General features: G+C 71.8%; 20 protein-coding genes. 11 read left to right on the top strand and 9 right to left on the bottom strand.

What is annotated here, in order from left to right; genetic code table 11:
* The first annotated feature begins 26 nt into the window (after positions 1-26).
* The 5 genes from ABD355_RS21000 to ABD355_RS20980 are packed head-to-tail and all read left to right on the top strand — an operon-like array spanning position 27 to position 4884.
* Positions 27-1109, top strand: a complete 1083-nt coding sequence (locus ABD355_RS21000; RefSeq protein ID WP_425585776.1) for an MFS transporter — start codon at positions 27-29, stop codon at positions 1107-1109.
* The gene (locus ABD355_RS20995) at positions 1106-2113 is read left to right on the top strand and encodes an ABC transporter ATP-binding protein (RefSeq protein WP_344402028.1); all 1008 of its coding nucleotides are present in this window, start codon (positions 1106-1108) and stop codon (positions 2111-2113) included. The genes ABD355_RS21000 and ABD355_RS20995 overlap by 4 nt, the downstream gene beginning before the upstream one ends.
* A gap of 1 nt (position 2114) precedes the next feature.
* A complete protein-coding gene (locus tag ABD355_RS20990) occupies positions 2115-2918 on the top strand; it encodes an ABC transporter permease (protein WP_344402027.1) in 804 nt (267 codons plus the stop codon).
* The gene (locus ABD355_RS20985) at positions 2918-3724 is read left to right on the top strand and encodes an ABC transporter permease (RefSeq protein ID WP_344402026.1); all 807 of its coding nucleotides are present in this window, start codon (positions 2918-2920) and stop codon (positions 3722-3724) included. Before ABD355_RS20990 ends, ABD355_RS20985 begins: the two co-directional genes overlap by 1 nt.
* A complete protein-coding gene (locus ABD355_RS20980) occupies positions 3721-4884 on the top strand; it encodes an MFS transporter (protein WP_344402025.1) in 1164 nt (387 codons plus the stop codon). The genes ABD355_RS20985 and ABD355_RS20980 overlap by 4 nt, the downstream gene beginning before the upstream one ends.
* A gap of 29 nt (positions 4885-4913) precedes the next feature.
* Here the strand turns inward: ABD355_RS20980 and ABD355_RS20975 are convergent, their stop codons facing one another.
* Genes ABD355_RS20975 through ABD355_RS20960 form a run of 4 tightly spaced genes read right to left on the bottom strand, consistent with a single transcriptional unit; the run spans position 4914 to position 7765 of the window.
* Positions 4914-6212, bottom strand: coding sequence for an MFS transporter (locus ABD355_RS20975; protein ID WP_344402024.1), 1299 nt, complete (start codon positions 6210-6212; stop codon positions 4914-4916).
* On the bottom strand, positions 6209-6928 hold the full coding sequence (locus ABD355_RS20970) for a hypothetical protein (RefSeq protein WP_344402023.1): 720 nt from the start codon (positions 6926-6928) through the stop codon (positions 6209-6211). Before ABD355_RS20970 ends, ABD355_RS20975 begins: the two co-directional genes overlap by 4 nt.
* A gap of 7 nt (positions 6929-6935) precedes the next feature.
* Positions 6936-7571 carry a sigma-70 family RNA polymerase sigma factor gene (locus ABD355_RS20965; protein WP_344402022.1) on the bottom strand — a complete coding sequence of 212 codons (636 nt, stop codon included), beginning with the start codon at positions 7569-7571 and terminating at the stop codon, positions 6936-6938.
* The gene (locus ABD355_RS20960; protein ID WP_099932078.1) at positions 7568-7765 is read right to left on the bottom strand and encodes a hypothetical protein; all 198 of its coding nucleotides are present in this window, start codon (positions 7763-7765) and stop codon (positions 7568-7570) included. Before ABD355_RS20960 ends, ABD355_RS20965 begins: the two co-directional genes overlap by 4 nt.
* 381 nt (positions 7766-8146) lie before the next feature.
* Between ABD355_RS20960 and ABD355_RS20955 the strand changes: the two genes are divergently transcribed.
* A complete protein-coding gene (locus ABD355_RS20955; protein ID WP_344402021.1) occupies positions 8147-8611 on the top strand; it encodes a hypothetical protein in 465 nt (154 codons plus the stop codon).
* On the opposite strand, the gene ABD355_RS20950 is transcribed toward ABD355_RS20955, so the two are convergent.
* Complete coding sequence (locus ABD355_RS20950; RefSeq protein ID WP_344402020.1) at positions 8612-9526, bottom strand: NAD-dependent epimerase/dehydratase family protein; 915 nt, start codon at positions 9524-9526, stop codon at positions 8612-8614. It lies immediately after the preceding gene.
* 183 nt (positions 9527-9709) lie between these two features.
* On the opposite strand from ABD355_RS20950, the gene ABD355_RS20945 reads away from it, so the two are divergent.
* The 4 genes from ABD355_RS20945 to ABD355_RS20930 are packed head-to-tail and all read left to right on the top strand — an operon-like array spanning position 9710 to position 13332.
* Complete coding sequence (locus tag ABD355_RS20945; protein ID WP_344402019.1) at positions 9710-10318, top strand: TetR/AcrR family transcriptional regulator; 609 nt, start codon at positions 9710-9712, stop codon at positions 10316-10318.
* The gene (locus ABD355_RS20940; protein WP_344402018.1) at positions 10311-11135 is read left to right on the top strand and encodes an alpha/beta fold hydrolase; all 825 of its coding nucleotides are present in this window, start codon (positions 10311-10313) and stop codon (positions 11133-11135) included. Before ABD355_RS20945 ends, ABD355_RS20940 begins: the two co-directional genes overlap by 8 nt.
* Positions 11136-11194: 59 nt before the next feature.
* Complete coding sequence (locus tag ABD355_RS20935) at positions 11195-12556, top strand: hypothetical protein (protein WP_344402017.1); 1362 nt, start codon at positions 11195-11197, stop codon at positions 12554-12556.
* A gap of 47 nt (positions 12557-12603) precedes the next feature.
* A complete protein-coding gene (locus ABD355_RS20930) occupies positions 12604-13332 on the top strand; it encodes a hypothetical protein (protein WP_344402016.1) in 729 nt (242 codons plus the stop codon).
* Positions 13333-13334: 2 nt separating this feature from the next.
* Here the strand turns inward: ABD355_RS20930 and ABD355_RS20925 are convergent, their stop codons facing one another.
* Positions 13335-13754 carry an NUDIX hydrolase gene (locus ABD355_RS20925; RefSeq protein WP_344402071.1) on the bottom strand — a complete coding sequence of 140 codons (420 nt, stop codon included), beginning with the start codon at positions 13752-13754 and terminating at the stop codon, positions 13335-13337.
* Between the two features lie 104 nt (positions 13755-13858).
* Positions 13859-14248 carry a hypothetical protein gene (locus ABD355_RS20920; RefSeq protein WP_344402015.1) on the bottom strand — a complete coding sequence of 130 codons (390 nt, stop codon included), beginning with the start codon at positions 14246-14248 and terminating at the stop codon, positions 13859-13861.
* 173 nt (positions 14249-14421) lie between these two features.
* Between ABD355_RS20920 and ABD355_RS20915 the strand changes: the two genes are divergently transcribed.
* A complete protein-coding gene (locus ABD355_RS20915; RefSeq protein ID WP_344402014.1) occupies positions 14422-15426 on the top strand; it encodes an esterase/lipase family protein in 1005 nt (334 codons plus the stop codon).
* A 281-nt stretch (positions 15427-15707) separates the two neighbouring features.
* Here ABD355_RS20915 and ABD355_RS20910 read toward each other — a convergent pair whose 3' ends face one another.
* Both ABD355_RS20910 and ABD355_RS20905 read right to left on the bottom strand, forming a co-directional pair.
* The gene (locus ABD355_RS20910) at positions 15708-17414 is read right to left on the bottom strand and encodes a DUF2264 domain-containing protein (protein ID WP_344402013.1); all 1707 of its coding nucleotides are present in this window, start codon (positions 17412-17414) and stop codon (positions 15708-15710) included.
* 81 nt (positions 17415-17495) lie between these two features.
* A complete protein-coding gene (locus tag ABD355_RS20905) occupies positions 17496-18539 on the bottom strand; it encodes a rhamnogalacturonan acetylesterase (protein WP_344402012.1) in 1044 nt (347 codons plus the stop codon).
* Between the last annotated feature and the right edge of the window lie 15 nt (positions 18540-18554).

The following is an 18554-nucleotide window of genomic DNA, read 5'->3' as shown; positions in this document are numbered from 1 at the left end:
CCTGCCTCGGCTTCGTCCTCATCGGCATGCTCCAGGCGCTGTACGGCCCGGCGGTGCCGGGCCTGCGCGCGGAGTTCGGCCTGTCCCCGTCCGGTGCCGGGCTCGGTCTGAGCCTGCACTTCACGGGCGGTGTCGCGGGCGTCCTGGCCTTCAACGCGATCCACTCGCGGATCAGCAACAGGGCGCTCTTGGCAGCGAGCTACGGCCTGATGGCGCTGGGCGGTGCGGGCTTCGCGCTCGCCCCGGACTGGCCCCTCGCGCTCGCCGCCGCCTTCCTCGGCGGCCTCGGCTTCGGCGGCATCGACTACGGCCTCAACCAGCTGTTCGCGGTCGGCTTCGGCGACCGTTCCACGGCCATGCTGAACGTGCTCAACGCCCACTTCGGCATCGGGGCGGTGCTCGGCCCCGCGGTGGTGGCCTGGCTGGGTCCGGACGCGTACGCGTACGCCTTCGGGGCGTGTGCGGTGCTGGCCGCGGTGCTCGTCCCGCTGGGATCGAGCGGCGTACGGACGCGCCCGGTCGAGCCGTTGGAGAAGGAGCAGGAACCCGGATCGTCGGGCGGCCTTCCCCGCATCCTCGTCGGCTTCCTCGCCCTGTACATCCTGAACGTCGGCGTGGAGGCAGGTGTGGGCGGCTGGGAGCCCACCCATCTGGAGACCGTGGGCTACAGCGCGACCGTGGCCGCCTCGGCCACCTCCGGGTACTGGCTGATGATGACGGCGGGCCGTTTCCTCGTCGTGCCGATCACCCTGAAGTACTCCCCCGAGCGAATCCTGACGATCTGCGCGGCCGGCATGACGGTGTGTCTGCTGCTGGCACGTGTAAAAGGAGTGGCGCCGGTGGCCTACGCCGGTGTTGGGTTGTTCATCGCGCCGGTCTTCCCGACCGGACTGCCCTGGCTGAACAGGGCGCTTCCCCAGGCGAGGCGCGCCGGTGCCTGGGTCATCGCCGCGTCGATGATCGGCGGAGTGGCGGCTCCCCCGCTGCTGGGGGCGGGCATCGAGGCCTCGGGCATCCACGCCGTCCCCTGGCTGCTGACCGCGCTCTCCGCCGCCTCGCTCGCGGTGACCGTCTGGCTGATCCAGCTCACCCGGAGGTTCATCGAGTGATCGGCAGTATCGAGGTCCGCTCCCTCTCCCGCTCCTTCCACACCACCGTGCGCCGCCCGGGTTTCATCGGCGCGCTCAGATCGCTCGTCAACCCGGAGCGGGCCGTCAAGCACGCCGTCTCCGACATCAGTTTCGACGTGGCGCCGGGCGAACTCCTCGCCCTGCTGGGCCCGAACGGCGCCGGCAAGTCCACCACCATCAAGATGCTCACCGGCATCCTCACGCCCACCTCCGGCGAGGCCCGGGTGGCGGGCGTGGTGCCGTACGAGGAGCGGGAGCGCAACGCCCGCAACATCGGCGCCGTGTTCGGGCAGCGCACCCAGCTGTGGTGGGACCTGCCGGTGCGGGAGTCGTTCTCGATCCTGCGGGACATCTACGACGTGCCGGATGCCGAACACGCCGCCCGGCTGCGGGAGTTCGACGACATCCTCGAACTGTCCGCCTTCTGGGACACCCGTGTACGCCATCTCTCCCTCGGCCAGCGGGTGCGCTGCGACCTGGCCGCCGCGCTGCTGCACGACCCGCCGGTCGTCTTCCTCGACGAGCCGACCATCGGCATGGACGTGGTGGTCAAGGAGCAGGTCCGCGAGTTCCTGCGCCACCAGGTGGAGCAGCGCGGCCGTACGGTGCTGCTGACGACGCACGACATGACGGAGGTCGAGCGGCTCGCCGAGCGGGTCGTCCTGATCAACCACGGGCGGCTGGTCCTGGACGGCTCCCTCGACGAGATCCGCCGCAAGTTCGGCTCGACCTGGCAGGTGCGGGCGACGCTCGCCGACGGCCACACCGACGTCGTACCGCCGCCGGGCATCGCCCTGCTGCGGCAGGACGGCCCGCAGGTGGTGTTCGGCCCGGACGGACCCGAGGCTCCCACGGTCCACCAGGCGCTCAAGGCGGTCATAGAGCGGTACGAGGTGACCGGCATCGCCATCGACGAGGCGGACCTGGAGGACGTGATGCGGGCCGCGTACGCGCATGCGGAGCCCGCGGCGGAAGGGGTCTGACATGGCCGTTCTGCACGCGTGGCGGGCCGCCCGTGTCACCCCGCTCGGCGAGCTGCACGCCCCGCCCCGGATGACGGCCGTCCTGGTCAGGCTGGTCGTCCAGGTGGTCCTGGTGGCGTCCCTGTGGAGCGGCCTGTACGCCCATTCCGGCGCCACGGCCGGCATGACCCGCGAGCAGGCCATCACCTACGCCGTGCTGGCCGTACTCGCCTCCCGGCTGCGGGAGCTGGACCAGTACGCGGGCCGGGACACGGTTCTGCAGCACATGCACTTCGGCACCATCGTCTACTGGTATCTGCGTCCGCTGCCGCCCGCCCGCTACCACGCGCTGCGCGCCCTCGGCGAGCAGGTCTACGGGGCCGCGTGGGCGCTCGCCGGATACGCGGTGTGTCTCGCGGCCGGGGTGATCGAGCCGCCCGGGTCGGCGGCGGTGGCGGGGGTGTTCGTGGTCAGCCTGCTGCTCGGGCAGCTGGTCCTGTACTTCGTGATGCTGCTCCTGGACCAGCTGTGCTTCTGGACCATCCGCAACACCTCCGCGATGCTCATCCTGCTCTTCGCGCAGAACCTGCTGTCGGGGGTGTACGCCCCGCTGTGGTTCTTCCCCGGCTGGTTCCGCGCCATGAGCACCTTCCTGCCCTTCCAGGCGACGCTCAGCGTGCCTCTGTCCCTGTACGTGGGCCGGATCCGACTGTCCGACGCGGGCGGGCAGTTGGCGATCCAGGCCGTCTGGGTCGTCCTGCTCTTCTTCCTCACCCGGTTCCTGTGGCGGCGGGCCGCCCACCGGGTCGTCTCCCAAGGGGGCTGATGACTGTGAATGCCGTCCGGATCGCCTGGCGCATCACACGTCTGAACATTCGCGCCCAGATGGAGTACCGCATCGAGTTCCTGCTGAACATCGCGATCGGCGCGATCTGGCAGGTGTCGGTGATCGTGTTCGCGACCGTGCTGCTGACCCGGTTCACCGGGATGGGCGGCTGGGACAGCTCGGAGGTGCTGCTGATCCCGGCGACGCGGATGCTGGCCCACGGGCTGTTCGTGCTGTGCCTGGGCCGGGTGCACCAGCTGGGCCGGTTCGTCCAGGAGGGGAAGATCGACATCTATCTGCTGCGGCCGATCCCGGTCCACCGGCAGGTGCAGCTGGAGTTCTTCCCCACCAACGCCTTCGGTGACCTGACGGTCGCCGTCGGTCTGATGGTCGGCGCCCTGTCCCGCAGCCACCTCGACTGGACGGCGGGGCGGATCACGTATCTCGTCGCCTGTCTGCTCGGCGCCATGCTGCTGGAGGCCGCCCTGTTCACGGCGGTCGCCTGCGCCGCGCTCCGTTTCCCGGCCGCGGACTACTGGGGCCGCTGGCTGGAGGAGCTGCTCGGCACCTTCGGCAGCTATCCGCTGAACGTGCTGCCCAAGGCGGTGGGCGGATTCCTCACCTTCGGCCTGCCGCTCGCGTTCGTCGCCTACTTCCCGGCCGCGGTCCTCACCGGACACGGACACGACACGGGCGTCCCCTACTGGCTGGCAGCGGCCTCCCCGCTGCTGGGCGTGCTCGCCTACCTCGGGGCACGGCTGCTGTGGCGCTGGAGCCTGAACCACTACACGGGGGTGAACGGATGACGTCGATCGCGACGCCGTCCGCCGACTTACGGGCCCGCCTCGCGGTGCGTCTCGTGTTCGTCATCCTCGGGGGTACGCAAGGCGGTTGGATGGCCCGGATCCCGGCGATCCGGGACCAGGTCGGGGTGGACACGGCCCGCTGGGGGCTGCTGAGCAGTTCCTCGGCGGCCGGTGACCTGGTCGCGATCGCCCTGATCACCATGCTGATCGGGCGGGTGAGCACGCGGCTGCTCGCCCTGGCGGCCGCGTCGGTCGTCCTGCTCAACGGGCCCGTGCTGGCCGGGGCTTCGTCCGTCCCGGCCCTGGTGCTCGGTCTGACGGTGTGGGGAGTCGGCGCGACATTCCTTGCGACGCCGGTCAACGCGCTCGCGGTCGCGGTGGAACGCGTCCAGGGCCGTCCTTTGATGTCCGGCTTCCACGCCTGCTACAGCGTGGGCGTGCTGGCGGGCGGTGCCCTCGGCACACTCGCCGCGGCCGCGGACATCGCACCGGGCGTTCAGATGGCGATCAGCAGTGGTGTCCTGGGGGCGCTGCTCCTGGTCCTCGGTGCCGGGCTGCCGCAGGACGCGGCGGTCGAGAAGGAACAACGGCGGCCGCTGCGCAACCGGTTCACCCCTCAGTTGGTCCTGCTCGCCGCCATCGCCTTCCTGGGTTCCTTCGTCGAGGGGGCCGCGTCCCAGTGGAGTTCGGTGTACACGGCGGACTACCTGGGCGAGGGGGCGGCGCTGGGCGCGGCGACGTACACCTCGTTCTCGGTGGCGATCCTCGCGGGGCGGCTGATGGGCGACCGTTGCGTGGCACGGCTGGGCCGGCGGGCCTTCCTGCGCGTCTCGCTGCTGACGGTGGCGGCGGGCGTGACGGTGGTCGTCGTACACCCCGACGTGTGGCTCGCCGTCGCCGGGTTCGTCGTCGTCGGCCTGGGCGTCGCGTGTGTGCTCCCGGCGGCGATCGCCCTGGCGGGCCGACAGCCGGACGTCCCGGCGGGCGAGGGTGTCTCGGTGATCACCATCGGCCAGTGGCCCGGCTTTCTGCTGGCGGGCCCGGCCGTGGGCCTGCTGGCGGAGGCCACGAGCCTGCGCGTGGCGCCGGCGGCGCTGATCGTGGCGGGGATCTGTGCGGCCGTGCTGGTGAGATGGGTGGCGGTGCCCCCCGGCACCTGAGCCACCGTATGCGCCCGCCCGTACGCCGGTCAGCCGCCGCGCCCCGACCGTCGTATCGGCGTGAACAGGGCCGCGATCGCGATCAGTACGCAGCAGCCGCCCGCCACCACACCCACGGGGGCCGTCCCCTGCTGCTCCGCCGACCAGGTGAGGACGGCCGCGCCGATCGGGGCCGCGGAGTAGTGGAGGGTCCAGAAGGCTGAGGTGACACGGCCGAGCAGGGGCTCGGGGGTGATCTCCTGTCGCAGGGACATGGAGCAGGTGCCCGCGACGGCGATGCAGGCCAGGAAGGTGGCGCCCAGGGCGGCCACCACGCGTACGTCCCGCGCCCAGCCCAGGCCGGCGAAGGCCAGTCCGCACACCGCGACCGCGCCCGTCCAGGTCCGCCCGAAGCCGAGCCGGCGCCGGATCCGGGCGACCAGCAGGGAGCCGGTGATGGTGCCGAGCGCGCCGCAGGCCATGACGGTGCCGACCGTGCCGTCGTCGTGGCCGAGGTCGTGTTTGAGGTGGTAGATGACCAGGTCGGTCAGGCCGAGGGTGAGGAAGCTGAAGACGAAGAGAAGGGCGGTCAGGGAGCGCAGGACCGGGTGACCGTAGAGGAACGACACCCCGGTGCGCAGGTCCCGCCGGAGGCCGGTGCGCTCGGCCGGGCTCTCGTCGGCGGGGCGCGCGCGGAAGCGTACGAGGAGCATGCAGGCCGCCGACACCCCGAAGCTCGCCGCGTCCACGCCGACGGCGGCGGCCGGCCCGGTCCAGGCGGCGACGAGTCCCGCACCCAGCGGTCCCAGCACCCCGGCCCCGGCGGCCGTGGCGTTCAGGCGGCCGTTGGCCTCCGTCAGCCGGTCGCCGCCCACCAGGCTGCGCACGACGGTGACATAGCCGACGGCGAAGAACGTGCCGACGGCCTCGCACAGCGGCAGCACCACGTACAGCAGCCACAGCTGCGGCCCGAACAGCCATACGGCGGGGATCAGCCCGTACAGCAGCATCCTTACGAGGTCGCAGGCGATGAGGAGTCTGCGGCGGTCGGCACGGTCCACCACGACCCCGGCGAACACCGCCGCGAGGACGGCGGCGGCCGTGCCCACCGCCGTCAGCAGACCCATTCGGGCGACCGACCCCGTGGCCTGGAGGACCAGCAGAGGCAGGGCGACCAGGGCGAAGGAGTCACCGAGGACGGACAGGGTCTGGGCGGCCCAGAAGACACCGAAGTCCCGTTGCCGCCAAAGGGGTCGGGGAGCCGCGGGTGCGGTGTCGGGTGTGCTGCTCCCGGGCTCGCGGCGGTCGGACGCCCCCGGACGTCTGAGCCACGCTCGGCCGCCGTTCACGCGGTGACCAGCTCGTCCCAGTGGTCGGCGAGCGCGGGGATGGGCTGCGGGACGGGGCCGAGGCCTCCGTCGCAGGGTGCCTCCAGCTCGTCGACCGCGTCCTTGACCGCGCGTTCGGAGACGGCCGGCGGCACGGGAGGCAGCGTGTAGCGGACGCCCGGGCCGTCGCAGGTGTGCGGGGTGGTGTCGGCGTGGTGCGGTACGGGCGTGTAGCTGGTCCAGTCGAGACTGTTGAGGCGGTGGATCTGGCCGGCCCAGTGCTGCGCGTCACGCATGTCACCGCGACGCAGATGGAGCAGATACAGGCACAGGGCGGCGGTGACGCTGCCGGCGCCCGCGGTGTAGCGCCACCAGAACTGGGCGCCCTCCTCCTGGTCGGCGAGGTACAGCAGACAGGCGAAGGTGAGGGCGCCGTCGGGGTCGCGTTCGGCGTCGAAGGCGGTGATGCGGCCGGCGGCACCGTGGTGGTGGACGGTGCCGCGGCACAGCAGGCGCAGATCGTGCGCCGCCTGTTCGTGCAGGGCGGCCGGGAACGGGTTGGTCCCGGCGGTGTGGCCGCAGTGCGCGGCGGTGTTGAGGAACCGCATCCAGCGCAGCTCGTGCAGATCACGCGCGAGGTCGTGCCGGGCGGCTTCCAGGTCGGCGTAGCCGTACTCGCCCTGGAAGACGCGGGAACGGCGCAGGGCCTCCTCGATGCTGCGCGGGGTGCGGTTCACGGGTGGGTCACTCCTTCTCGTCGTCGGCGGTGTCCGGGGCGTTCTCGGTCCGGTAGCCCATGGCGGTCGCGAGCCGGTGGATCGCGGTGCGCCGGGTGGACCGGACGGTGGCCTCACGGATGCCCATGATCAGCGCCGTGTCCCTGGTGTCGAACTCGAGCACGTCACGCAGCAGGATCACGTCGAACTGGCGCTCACTCAGCCGTGACATCTGGCGGAACAGGCCCAGCCCTTCCTCTAGTTCGGCGATCTCCTCTCCGTACTCGGCCTGGAAGGCGCTGCGGAAGGCGCCGAGCAGGGGCGCGCTGGCCGCACGGATGGCCCGCGCGAAGGCCAGGGTCTCGGTCGTGGCCGGGCTGCGGCCCTGGGCGGTGAGTTCGCCGTGGACCCGCTGCTTGAACAGGGCCCAGGCGTAGGCACCGGGATTCTCCATGGCCTCCAGGCGGGGCCAGATGGTGGCCAGGTACAGGAAGGTGCGGTTGACCAGCCGACGGGCTGCGAGGGCGTTGCCGCCGAGGTGGATGCGGCTGTACTCGAAGCACGCGCGGTCGTAGCGGGCGTGGAAGTCCCAGAACTCGGGCGGCATGACGAAGTCGGAACTGCGCCTCGTGCGTCCTGCGGGGTCGGGTTGCGGGCCGGTCATCGGTGGCCTCCTTCGGTCCAGGAGGCCGGGGCGGGGGGTGTCGGAGCGGGGGGAGGCTGCTGTTCACTCAGGGCGAGGGCCCCGACGCGGACTCCGGCGCCGAGCAGACGCCGCACTAAGAACCACACGTCGGGCGCGTACGAGCGCGCCACGGCGGCGAAGGCCAGCACGAGGCTGACTACGTCGTAGTTCACAGTGACTGTTTTCCTTCTCTTTCAGACAGTGCCGTTACCGCCCGGTCCCCCGCACTGGACGGGCCTGGCACCTAGAGCCTCGTTGCTCTGGGAAACAGACAACCGGACGCGACCCGGAAAACGTGCAGTCCTTCGAACAGATCTTTCTAACGGAGGGTAACTTTCCGCTGACGGTTGGCCAGCGGCGAATTCACAGCCGCGCACCGCCACGGTCCGCCGACCCTCGCGCCTCATGCGCCACCCCCGCCGAACTGCGCATCCACCGAAAGCGAAGAACTTCGAACGCCGTTTGCGCGAACGCGACTTGGTGCGCCCCTTTAGCGGTGTGCCGTAGGTCACATTCGTACGTGCGGGGTGCGGCCCGCCACGGAGGATGGGGACATGTACGCGCCCTTCGAGGAACCCGCGCCCCGCCAGGTCCAGCCCGGCGAGTACCCCGTGCTGGACGAGGCCCTCGCCCTGATCAACCGGGACGTTGCCGCGACCCTGCCGGAACGGGAGCCGCTGCGGCTGATGGCCCTGCCGCACTGGGAGGAGGGCGAGCCGGAGGACGTGTACGTCACCCTGCCGAACGGGGAGTGGTGGGGCAACCCGCTCTGGCAGGGCTACCCCGACTCACGCCGCGAGGAGCCTCTCGCCGCCCTGGCCGCCGTCGCCGAGGCGGCGCAGGACACCGTCACCGAGTGCCTGTGGCAGGCCTGGCCGGTGTGCACCGTGCACGACCTCGGGATGCACCTGGGCGAGGCGGACGGGCGGCCCGTGTGGCGGTGCGTCGGCGCCGGGCGGGAACCGGAGCACGTACGGGCGGCGGTCGGGGAACTCGACGCCGTCCAGCGGCGGCGGTGATCACACCAGCTCTTCACGGAACCCCTGGCGCCACGACGGGTACCGCGGTTCCCAGCCCAGTTCCCGCCTCGCCTTGGCGTTGGAGAAGCCGCGGCCCTCGGTCATCATGCCGACCACCATCTCCCCGGCCAGCAGCCGTGCCAGCCAGGCCGGGAGCCGCCGCGGCGGCCTGGCCCCGGCACACCGCGCGAGATACGGCAGCCACTCACCGACCGGCGCCGGCTCGTCGTCGACGATGTTGAAGACGCCCCTGGCCTTCTGCTCCACGGCCAGGACGGTGGCGCTCGCCGCGTCGTCGAGATGCACCCACGAGGTGTAGCCGGTGCCGCCCCCGACGAGCGGGAACATCCGCCTGCGCACCATCTCGACCTGATCGTCGTTGGCGCCCGGCCCGTAGAACGCGCCGTAGCGCAGGGCCGCGCCGCCGGCCCTGACGACCGCGTCCTCGAGGTGACCGAGCGCCTTGGTGCCCTCCACCATCTGCAGCGGGTCCTCCTCGGTCTTGACCCAGCCGCCCTGGCGGCTCCCGTTGAAGCTGGCGTGGCTCTGCGCGACGACGTGGGAGACACCGGTCGCCTCGGCGGCGGCCAGCAGATGGTCGATCCCCTCGGTACGGAGCCGGTTGGTGGTGGCGAAGAACCGCTCGGCCCTCCTCATGTCGGGCTTGCCGCCGTGCACTTCGGACAGGCCCGTCATCTGATGCACGATCACGTCCGGCCGGGCCCCCGCCACCGCCTGGCCTACCGACACCGCATCCAGCCCGTCCATCACGACCCCTTCGGCACCCAGCCGCCTCAGCATGTCCAGCTTGGCCGGACTCGTCGTCGTGGCCGTCACCTGATGCCCCCGGGCCACCAACTGCCCCACCAGCCGCCGCCCCAAGACCCCGCTCCCGCCCGCCACGAACACCCGCATGACCCTCACCTTCCTGATCCCGAACGTGATTCCGGACCTGATTCCGAACTGATTCCGAAGCCTTGCTTCGAGACCTGGGACGAGACAGCCCGGCCGCCTGTGACACGGGCGGTAATTCGGTCGCCGAGAAGTAGCTGGGCGTACTAGGTTCCTTCCTAGGGCCCCTAGGAAGGAACTGCATCCATGGTCAGAGCCGGCCTGACCCCCGCCCGCATCGTCGCGGCGGCAGCCGACCTCGCCGACGAGGTCGGCTTCGAGAACGTCACCCTGTCCGCCCTGGCCCGCCACTTCGGTGTGAAGGACGCGAGCCTCTACTCGCACGTCAGGAACCTCGACGACCTGCGCACCCGCCTCGCGCTGTTCGCGGGCGCCGAGCTGATCGACCGCATCGCCGTCGCGGTCGCCGGACGTGCCGGAAAGGACGCGCTGGCCGCCTTCGCAGGCGCCTACCGGGAGTACGCGCTGGAGCGGCCCGGGCGGTACGCCGCCACCCAGATCCGGATGGACCAGGCGCTGATCGCCGCCTCCCCGGACTTCCGCCGCACCGCCGAGATCACCTACGGCATGCTCCGCGCCTACGGCCTCGAGGAGCCCGATCTCACCGATGCCGTCCGCCTGTTGCGCAGCACCTTCCACGGCTACTGCGCCCTGGAGGCCACCGGCGGCTTCGGCGCCGCACGCGAGGTACAGAAGTCCTGGGACAAGGCCGTCGACGCCCTGCATGTGACGCTCGAGAACTGGCCCCGGGAGACGAGCAGCGAGAAGAACAGCGAGGAGCAGAGCAATGGCTGAGGACCTGCACTACGACGTACGCGGCAAGGGGCCCGTCCTGCTGATCGTCCCGGGTGGGGCCGGGCATCCCATGGGATTCGCCCCGCTGACGGACGTGCTCGCCGACCGCTTCACCGTCGTGACGTACGACCCCCTCGGGCTGGCCCACGGACGGCTCGGCCAACCCGTCGGCGACCAGCGGGTGGAGGAGTGGAGCGACGGGGCGCGCCGCGTCCTCGACGAGGCCCTTACGGAGGGCGAGTCCGCATACGTCTTCGGGACCAGTTCCGGCGGTATCCCCGTCCTCGACCTGCTCGCCCGGCACCCCGAGCGGCTGCGGCACGTCGTGGCGCACGAGCCGCCGTGCGTGGGGGTGCTCCCGGACGGGATACGACAGCAAGCCATGTTCCAGGAGGTGTACGACACTTATCGCGCTGCCGGGCTGCAAGCGGCCGCCGTCAGTCTGGGCGCCGTACTGACGGGACAGGAGCCGGAGGGGAGCCTGTCGGGCGAACCCCTCTCCCGTGACGAGGAGTTGGGCATCCCGATGGCCCTCTTCCTCGCCCATGTACTGCGGCAGTTCACCTCGTACGTCCCCGACCTCCCTGCGCTCACCGCCTCCGCCGCCCGCCTCACCCTCGCCGCGGGAGCCGACTCCCGTGGTCAACTCCTCCATCGCACCGCGCTGTTGCTCGCCGAGTACAGCGGCAACGGGAGCCGCTTCGTCGAGTTCCCCGGCGGCCATGTCGGTGTGGCCGAGCATCCCGTCGTGTTCGCCGAGCTGCTCGCCGAGACGCTGCTCGGAGGTGGCGGCACACCTGTCCCGCTGACCACTTAGACTGGAAGCTTCGGGGGAGGGAGCGTGCCTTGTCTCAACAGCAGCTGGGACGCGGTCCCTTGAGATCGGACGGCACCGCACCGGAACCCGGCGGGCCGAGCGAGGCCGCACGGTTCGTCGGCTGGCTGGGCAGCCTCGGCTGCGCCGCCGCCGGGTATGCCGTGTTCCAGTTCCTGTTCGGGGTGCTGCCCGGCTCCCTCGGCGGAGAGGCCGCCAAATACCTGATCTCAGGGGTCAGCGGGATCGGGACCGGCGTGGCCGCCTGGCTCGCGGCGGCACTGCTCAGGGCCCGGGCCGCGGCCGGACCCTCCCGGCCCCCCACCACCGCCCCCGTCGCCGCGGCACCCTCCGCGCAGGGCCCGCTCCCGCAGGTCTTCACCGCCGCCTACGGCACGCTCGTCGACAAGGTGTGCGTTGTCGACGACCCGGCCCGCGGGCGGCTCACCGGCTGGTCGCACTCCCTCGGCGAGAGCAGCCCGCCCCGCCCCACCTCCGTCGGCACCGCGTACGGCCTGCACATCATGCTCGACTTCGGCGTGCCCGACGGACGGCTGCGCACCGGGGACCTCGTGGACACGCTGTGGCGGCTGCGGCTGCCCGCCGGAGGCTGGTCCGCACGGTCGCAGGGCTCGGAGCCACGGCCCGAGGTCACCGCGCTGGTGCTGGGTGCGCTGGCCCGGGCGGGGGCGTCCGGCGAGCGGCTGGCGGAGGAGGTGGGCCGCTGCGCGGCCGGCTTCACCCACGAACACGACCGCGCCGGGCGGGAGTCGACCCACGTGGTGACGACCGTGCTGCGCGGGCTGCTGCGCGCCGCGCCCGACTCGGCCGTACTGCCCGTGCTGCGCGAGGCCCTGGCCGACGGCGCGATCAGCGACCCGCGCCGTGAGCATCTGCGCTGCTGGAGCTACCGTCTCGACCCGCCGTACGGCATGCCCTCCGCACTGCACACCGCGCAGGCGGTGGTGGCCCTCGACCGGGCCGCCCGGGTGCTGGACGAACCCGAGGGCGCGGGCGTCCGCTCCGCCCGCGAGGACGGCGTGCGCTGGCTGCTGGCCTGCGCGGGCGCGGCCCACAGCCGCTGCCCGGACCTGCGGAACCTGCGCGAGGAGGTGCGCCGCCCCCGCACCGACGACCCCGAGCGCCACGAGGTGCTGAACGTACGGCACTTCACCGCCTCCTGGGTGCTGCGCGCGCTGATGACCCCGGGTGCCCGCGAGGTCGCGTCGCAGGACGGGCTGGAGGAGGCGTGGCGGGAGCGGCTGGACGGCGCGGCGGCCGCCGTGTGGGCCGGGCAGACGGACGGGATCTGGTCCTGGGGCCGCACCGACGGCAGTGAGCTGCGGCATCCCATGTGGATGACCTACCAAGGCCTTTCGGCGCTGCGGGCACATGCCGTATGGATGTATCGACCGGAAGAATGAACCGGAAGCGGTAACCCCGGGAGCAGTGAGCGCGGAGGTATGTGTGCATGGGCGGTCGGCAGGTTCTGGCGGCGCGACGACTGCTGGCCGGGACGCTGGACGGTGAACTGCCCGAACACGAGCGGGTCGCCGCGGCCCGCTCCGTCGTCGCCGAACTCGGCTGCCCCGAGCGGCTGTTGGAGCTGATCGCCGAGCTGGCCTCCGGGGAGGGCGATCCGGAAGCGTGCGCCCGGCTCTCGTACCGGCACGTTCTCGGCTTCGACAAGCTGCTGCTGATCGACGGCGGACCGCGGCTCATGCTCCGCGCCCATCTGTGGCATCCGGGTGCCGGCGCGATCGGCAAGGAGGACATCCACAACCATCGTTCCGCACTCGCCTCTTATGTCGTGCGCGGGAGGCTCGCCATGGAGTTGTACGACGTGGAAGGCGGCGGGGGCGGCATCCCGGCCGCCCGGTACGAGGAGTCGCTGAAGGAGGGTTCGGCGGACTGGCTGCTGGAGCCGGCCGGTCCGGCGCGGCTGCGGATGACGCATGTGGGGCAGTACGCGGCGGGCAGCGCCTACGCCCTGCCCGCGCACACCCTGCACCGCGCCTGGTGCGACACGGACGTACCCACGGTGACGCTGTTCCTGGAGACGGGGAACGGACGACGCCGGCACACCGACGTGTTCACCGCGGCGGGCCCGCATCCGGGCGCCGTACCGAAGGTGCCGCTGGAGAGGGACGACTATCTGGCAGCGCTGAGCGGGCTCGCCGAGCTGCTCAGGAGTTCATGAGTTCATGAGTTCATGAAGGCCTGGTCCACGATGTCGAGGTTGTACTCGTCGATCTCGACCGTGGTGAGCTCGGAGCGCGCGAGCCAGGCGTAGGACTGGTCGGGCCGAGGGAGGGTGATCTGCTGACTCAATGGCCTGACCAGGAAGTTCTCCTGCCAGTTCTTGATCTCGTGCCCTCGGTACTCGCTGACGAAGGACGACTCGCCGACCTTGCGGACGACCTCCCCGAGGAGCCCCGTCTCCTCCTTCAGCTCCCGCAGCGCGCCGTCCCGGGCACTCTCGTCCGGATCGAGCTTGCCGCAGGGGACGCCCCACACTCGGGGCAGGAACTTCTCCGTCTCACTGCGGCGGACCAGGAGCACCCGGCCCTCGTCGTCCATGACGACGGCAGCCGCCAGTCGCTTGTCGCCGGGGATGTCCATGTCCATGGTTCCTCGGTCCCTCGCCGGAGATGAGTCCAAAGGGTCTGATACCCACGAAAGACCCCACTCTACCAATGACTCACCGCCGAGCGCTGTGAGCCGGGTCATGAGAGGCCGCCCACCGAGTCGGCGCAGTACGCCGGTCCCTTGAGGTGCGGGGCTGATTCGCCAAGGCTCCGGTCTTCGCCGGGCGAGTGGTCGAGCCGGTCGTCGGTGAGGGAGCCGAGACGGTTCGCCCGGATGCGGGCGCGGCGGCTGCGTGCCTCGTCGCGGTCTGCCGGGGTGAAGAGGGCGGTCCGCCTCGGTCGTCGTGGCGGAGGCGTGCCAGTGGTCCGGCTGCGGCTTCTCACCCGCCAGCCGGGCCTCCGGCTCGCGAGGTGAGCGGCGACCCGGCGGATCGCCTTGTGCGGGGTGTCGATGCGGTCGTCGACGTGGGCGGGCCTGCCGTCAAGGGTCGTCCAGGTGGCGCCCGGTTCGAGGACGTGGTCGACCATGTCGTTTCTGCCCCGGCCGGACTGTTCCCGCCGAAGGCGGCCGGGGCAGGTGAACGGGTGAAAACGGGCTGCTCCATGAGGGGTGTCGCGCGCGGCTGTCGCCCACCGCATGCGGGCCGCTCCTCGATCATCTCGGCGTCGGCGCTCGGCCGGCCTGAGACGAGGAGGGCCCGATGTCGGATCGGATGGTTTCCCGGAGGCGGTCGGGCCGGCGGCGCGCCAAGTGGGCGGCGCTCTGTGCGGGGCTCGCCCTGACGCTGGCCGTGGGGCAGCAGGGGGCTGCGGTCGCGGCCGACAGCCCCGCTCCCCCGACACCGCCGCGCAACCTCCTCGCCCTGCCCGCGGCGGCGGTCGGCGGACTCGTCAACCCCGACGCGGCGCCGCCCGGGGCCGACGACTGGAACTGCAAGCCCACGCGCGAGCATCCGCGCCCGGTCGTCCTGGTGCACGGGACCTGGGCGAACGCCCGTCTCAACTGGGGCCTGCTGTCGCCGTATCTGAAGCAGCAGGGCTACTGCGTCTTCGCCGTCGACTACGGCGGTGCACCCGGCAGCCCCATCAAGGCAACCGCGCACGTCCCGGACTCCGCCCGGCAGATCGCCGCCTACGTCGACCGCGTGCTGCAGGCCACCGGGGCCGAACAGGTCGACCTCGTCGGGCATTCCCAGGGGGGTGGTCTGACGCCCCGCTGGTACCTGCGGTTCGAGGGCGGCACCAATCCCGCGCACCCGAAGCGGAACAAGGTGCACAGCCTCATCGGACTGGCGCCCTCCAACCACGGCACGACCGCCTCCGGCCTCGGCACACTGACCACCAAGCTGGGCCTCAACCAGCCCGTTTCCCTCGTCCTCGGCCAGGCGTACGCGGACCAGATGGTCGGCTCGGAGGTGAACAAGACCCTGGACCGGGACGGGGACACACAGCCGGGCGTCTCCTACACCGTCATCGCCACCAGGTTCGACGAGGTCGTCACCCCGTACACGCACCAGTTCCTGACCCCGGGACCGGGCGCGACCGTCAAGAACATCACGATCCAGGACATCTGCCGCCAGGACCTCTCCGAACACGTTTCGATCGCCTACGACTCCAACGCCGCCCAACTGGTGCGCAATGCCCTCGATCCCGCCCACGCGAAGCCCGTCGACTGCGGCCTCACCCTGCCCGTGCTCGGCGGCTGACGCCGGCGGTCGGTCAGGGCGAACAACGGTGTCCGCCACAGCGGTCCGGGCAGATGAGGCCGTCCGGCCACCACTGCCGCACCCAGTGGCGGACCGGCCGGCGCGTGGTCGCAGGGTCCGGCGAGGACGAGGCGGGACACGGCCTTGTGCCCGCCCGGGCGCTGGATGACGTCCGGCGGGCAGGCGGACCCGGGGCGGCGCTCCCGGCGCACGAACCGGTGAGGTGCGTGGACACGGCCGGGCGGCGCGCGGGTTCGGCCCCGCGCGCCGCCACCACTCCGTCACCCGGCCGGAAGGCTCTCCTCCACGACGACCTCGTCGCGGGCTCCACCGAACAGGACGCGCATCTCGGGCCCCTCACTCCAACACACCGTCAACTCCCCGGCGGCATCTGCGCGTACGCTCACCGTCTCCCCCAGTGGCACGGGATCCTCCTCACCGGTGAGCCTCACCAGAGCGACGAACAGGCTGTCGCCCTCGCCGCAGACCCCGGTGAGCTCGTCGGAGAGTCCGACGGCCGGCGACAGCTCGGCCCGCAGCCCTCCTGCCGCCGCCCACCCGGTCACCCGCACCGCCGTCCCCGGCTCGGCACCCGTGACCAGCTGAGCCCGTACCTCCACGGCCCCGCGCGCCAGCACGACGCTGGTCACCCGCGCTCCCCCGCCCGCCGTGTGCCGCGAGGCCACCCACCCGTCGCCCACGCCCAACGGTTCGATCTCCGTGCGGCTCGGATCGCCGCCGACGATCACGCTGTTGTCGTACGACGAAGAGGGCTTTGTCGCCGTCGAGTAGGCGAGGCGCGTGTAGTACGGGTCGTAGCGGACGTCCTCGCTGCCGTGGTTGTGGAGGCGGACCACACCGTCCGAACGCGTGGACTGCAGGAGCCAGTTGGGGGCCGCGACCGGGGTGAGGGCGTCGGAGCGCTCCGCCGGGCCCGGCTCCTCCGTCGCCGTCCACACCGGGTGGTCCGGCGGCAGGAGCAGGCCGAGGAAGCCCTTGCTCGCCCAGTACGGGGAGGCGGGACCCGAATAGCCCTGCAGTACGGCCGGGTCGGGGCCGTGCCAGCCGAGGGTGAGCAGGCCGCGGGAGTCCAGCGCGCCTCGCTCCAGGAAGTACTTCAGGGCCCCCGAGGCCAGCCGCCGCGTCTGCCCCGGCGGCAGCGGAGTGTGTCCCGTCAGCGCGCCCAGCCACAGCGGGGCCGTCGTCGCGAAGCGGTAGGTGAGCGAGCGGCCCTGGTGCATCGGGGCGCCGTCGCCGCCGAACAGCCGGGCGTAGTCGTCGAGATGGCGGGAGAGTCTGCCCCCGTACAGGTCGAGCAGTGCGGTGTCCCGCGCCAGCCAGGCGTGCAGCACCGGGTACAGGTGCATGGCCCAGCCGTTGTAGTAGTCGAACTTGCGGCCGTCGCCGTCGGTGTACCAGCCGTCGCCGACGTACCAGGCCTCTATGCGCTCCAGGCCCCGGTCGACGGCCTTGCGGGACGCCTCTGTCTCGTAACCGATTTCGGCGAGGAATCCGCCCACCGTCACCGGGAACAACTCCCAGTTGCACGGCCACGCTTCGGCGGTCAGCGCGTCCCCCAGCCAGGCGGCCGCCCGCTGTCGTACGCCGTCGTCCAGGCGGTCCCACAGCAGCGGGCGGGTCAGCCGCAGCGCGAGGGCGATCGAGGCCGCCTCGACCAGGGGCTGGCTGCGGTCCTCGATCCGCGGCCAGACGCCCGCGACACCGGCCGCGAGCCCGTCGGCGTAGCGCTGCAGCGCGGTCTCGTCGCGGCGGAAGGCCGCGGCGAGCAGCGTACGGGCGTAGCCCTCCAGGCCGTCGGAGAGCCGGCCGGACCAGCTCGTGCGGTCGCCGGGGAGGTGGTAGAGCGCGCCGCCCTCCGCGGCGTACGGCTCGACCGCGGCCAGCAGGGCGTCCGCGGCCGCCTCCCAGTGGGCCCGGGTGCAGCCGGTGTGCGGACTGACGGTGCGGTCCTCGGCAGGCAGGTGCATCGGTTCTCTTCCAGGAGCTGCGGCGACGGACGAAGGGTGGGACCTGGGGCGCCCCGGTTCCGGTCGAGACGCCCCAGGAGTTCATCCCACCCGCACCAGTCCCTCCGGTACCAGATGCTGGGCGACAAGTGCGTCGCGGACAAGTCCCGCGTACACCGTGGCGCCGTGGACGGAGGTGTGGGTGTTGTCCTTCTTCTCGTTGTAGAGGTAGATCGCCTTGGAGCCTTCGACGCCCAGGGACTCCACCAGCGCCTTCGTCTCGGCCGTCAGGTCGACGAGTGGCACGTGCTGCGCCGCGGCGACCGAGCGGATGACAGCAGGATGGTCCACTCCGAGGCTGTTGACCAGCAGTGCGGTGTTGTTGTTCAAAGTGCCGTCGGCATTGAACCAGCGCCGCACGACGGGGGTCACGAGCACCGGTTCGCCGCCCTTCTCCCGTACACCTGCCACCAGTGTCTCCAAGTTGGCCCGGTACGTCGCCTCGTCCGTGGTCTTGTCATTGTGGGCGAGCTGGATCAGGACCAGGTCGCCGGGGCGGATCAGCGGCTGGACGGTGGCCCAGAGCTGCGGGTTCCGCAGATACGTCACCGTACTCTCGCCGGAGTCCGCGTAGTTGGCGACGGACAGGCCCTTGCGGAGGTACTGCGGCAGCTGCTGACCCCAGCCGGAGTACGGGGCGGCGGGCTGGTCGCAGACCGTGGAGTCGCCGACCAGAAGGATCTGGCGGGCGTGCCGGGCGGGTGTGACGCTGATGCCGGCGAGCGCGGGGGCCGAGCCGCCGACCGCCAGATCCAGACCGGGAGTTCCGTCCGGTCCCGTCGGCTCGCCCTCCGGTGTGCGCACGTTCACCGTGAAGCTGCGGGCGACCCGCTCACCGGCCGCCGCGGGTGTCTCGGGCAGCAGGGAACGGCGCGCCTCGCCACTGATGCTCGTGCTGGACGCGGCCTCGCCGCCGAGGAGGACCTTCACGTCGTACGTGCCGGGCGGTACGTCGAAGTGGCAGGCGCCGGCGGTGCAGTTCTCGATGCCGAGGGGGCGGGGCCCCTCGTGGGCCCGGGCCGGTGCGGCCGTCAGGCCGGCGCTGAGGGTCAGCGCCGCCAGCAGGGCGAGCTTGAAACGTCTCATTCGCGGGTCCCTCCC

It is taken from the genome of Streptomyces longisporus (genome assembly GCF_039532765.1).
Lineage (GTDB): Bacteria > Actinomycetota > Actinomycetes > Streptomycetales > Streptomycetaceae > Streptomyces > Streptomyces longisporus.
This window is presented reverse-complemented; position numbering and strand designations above follow the sequence as displayed.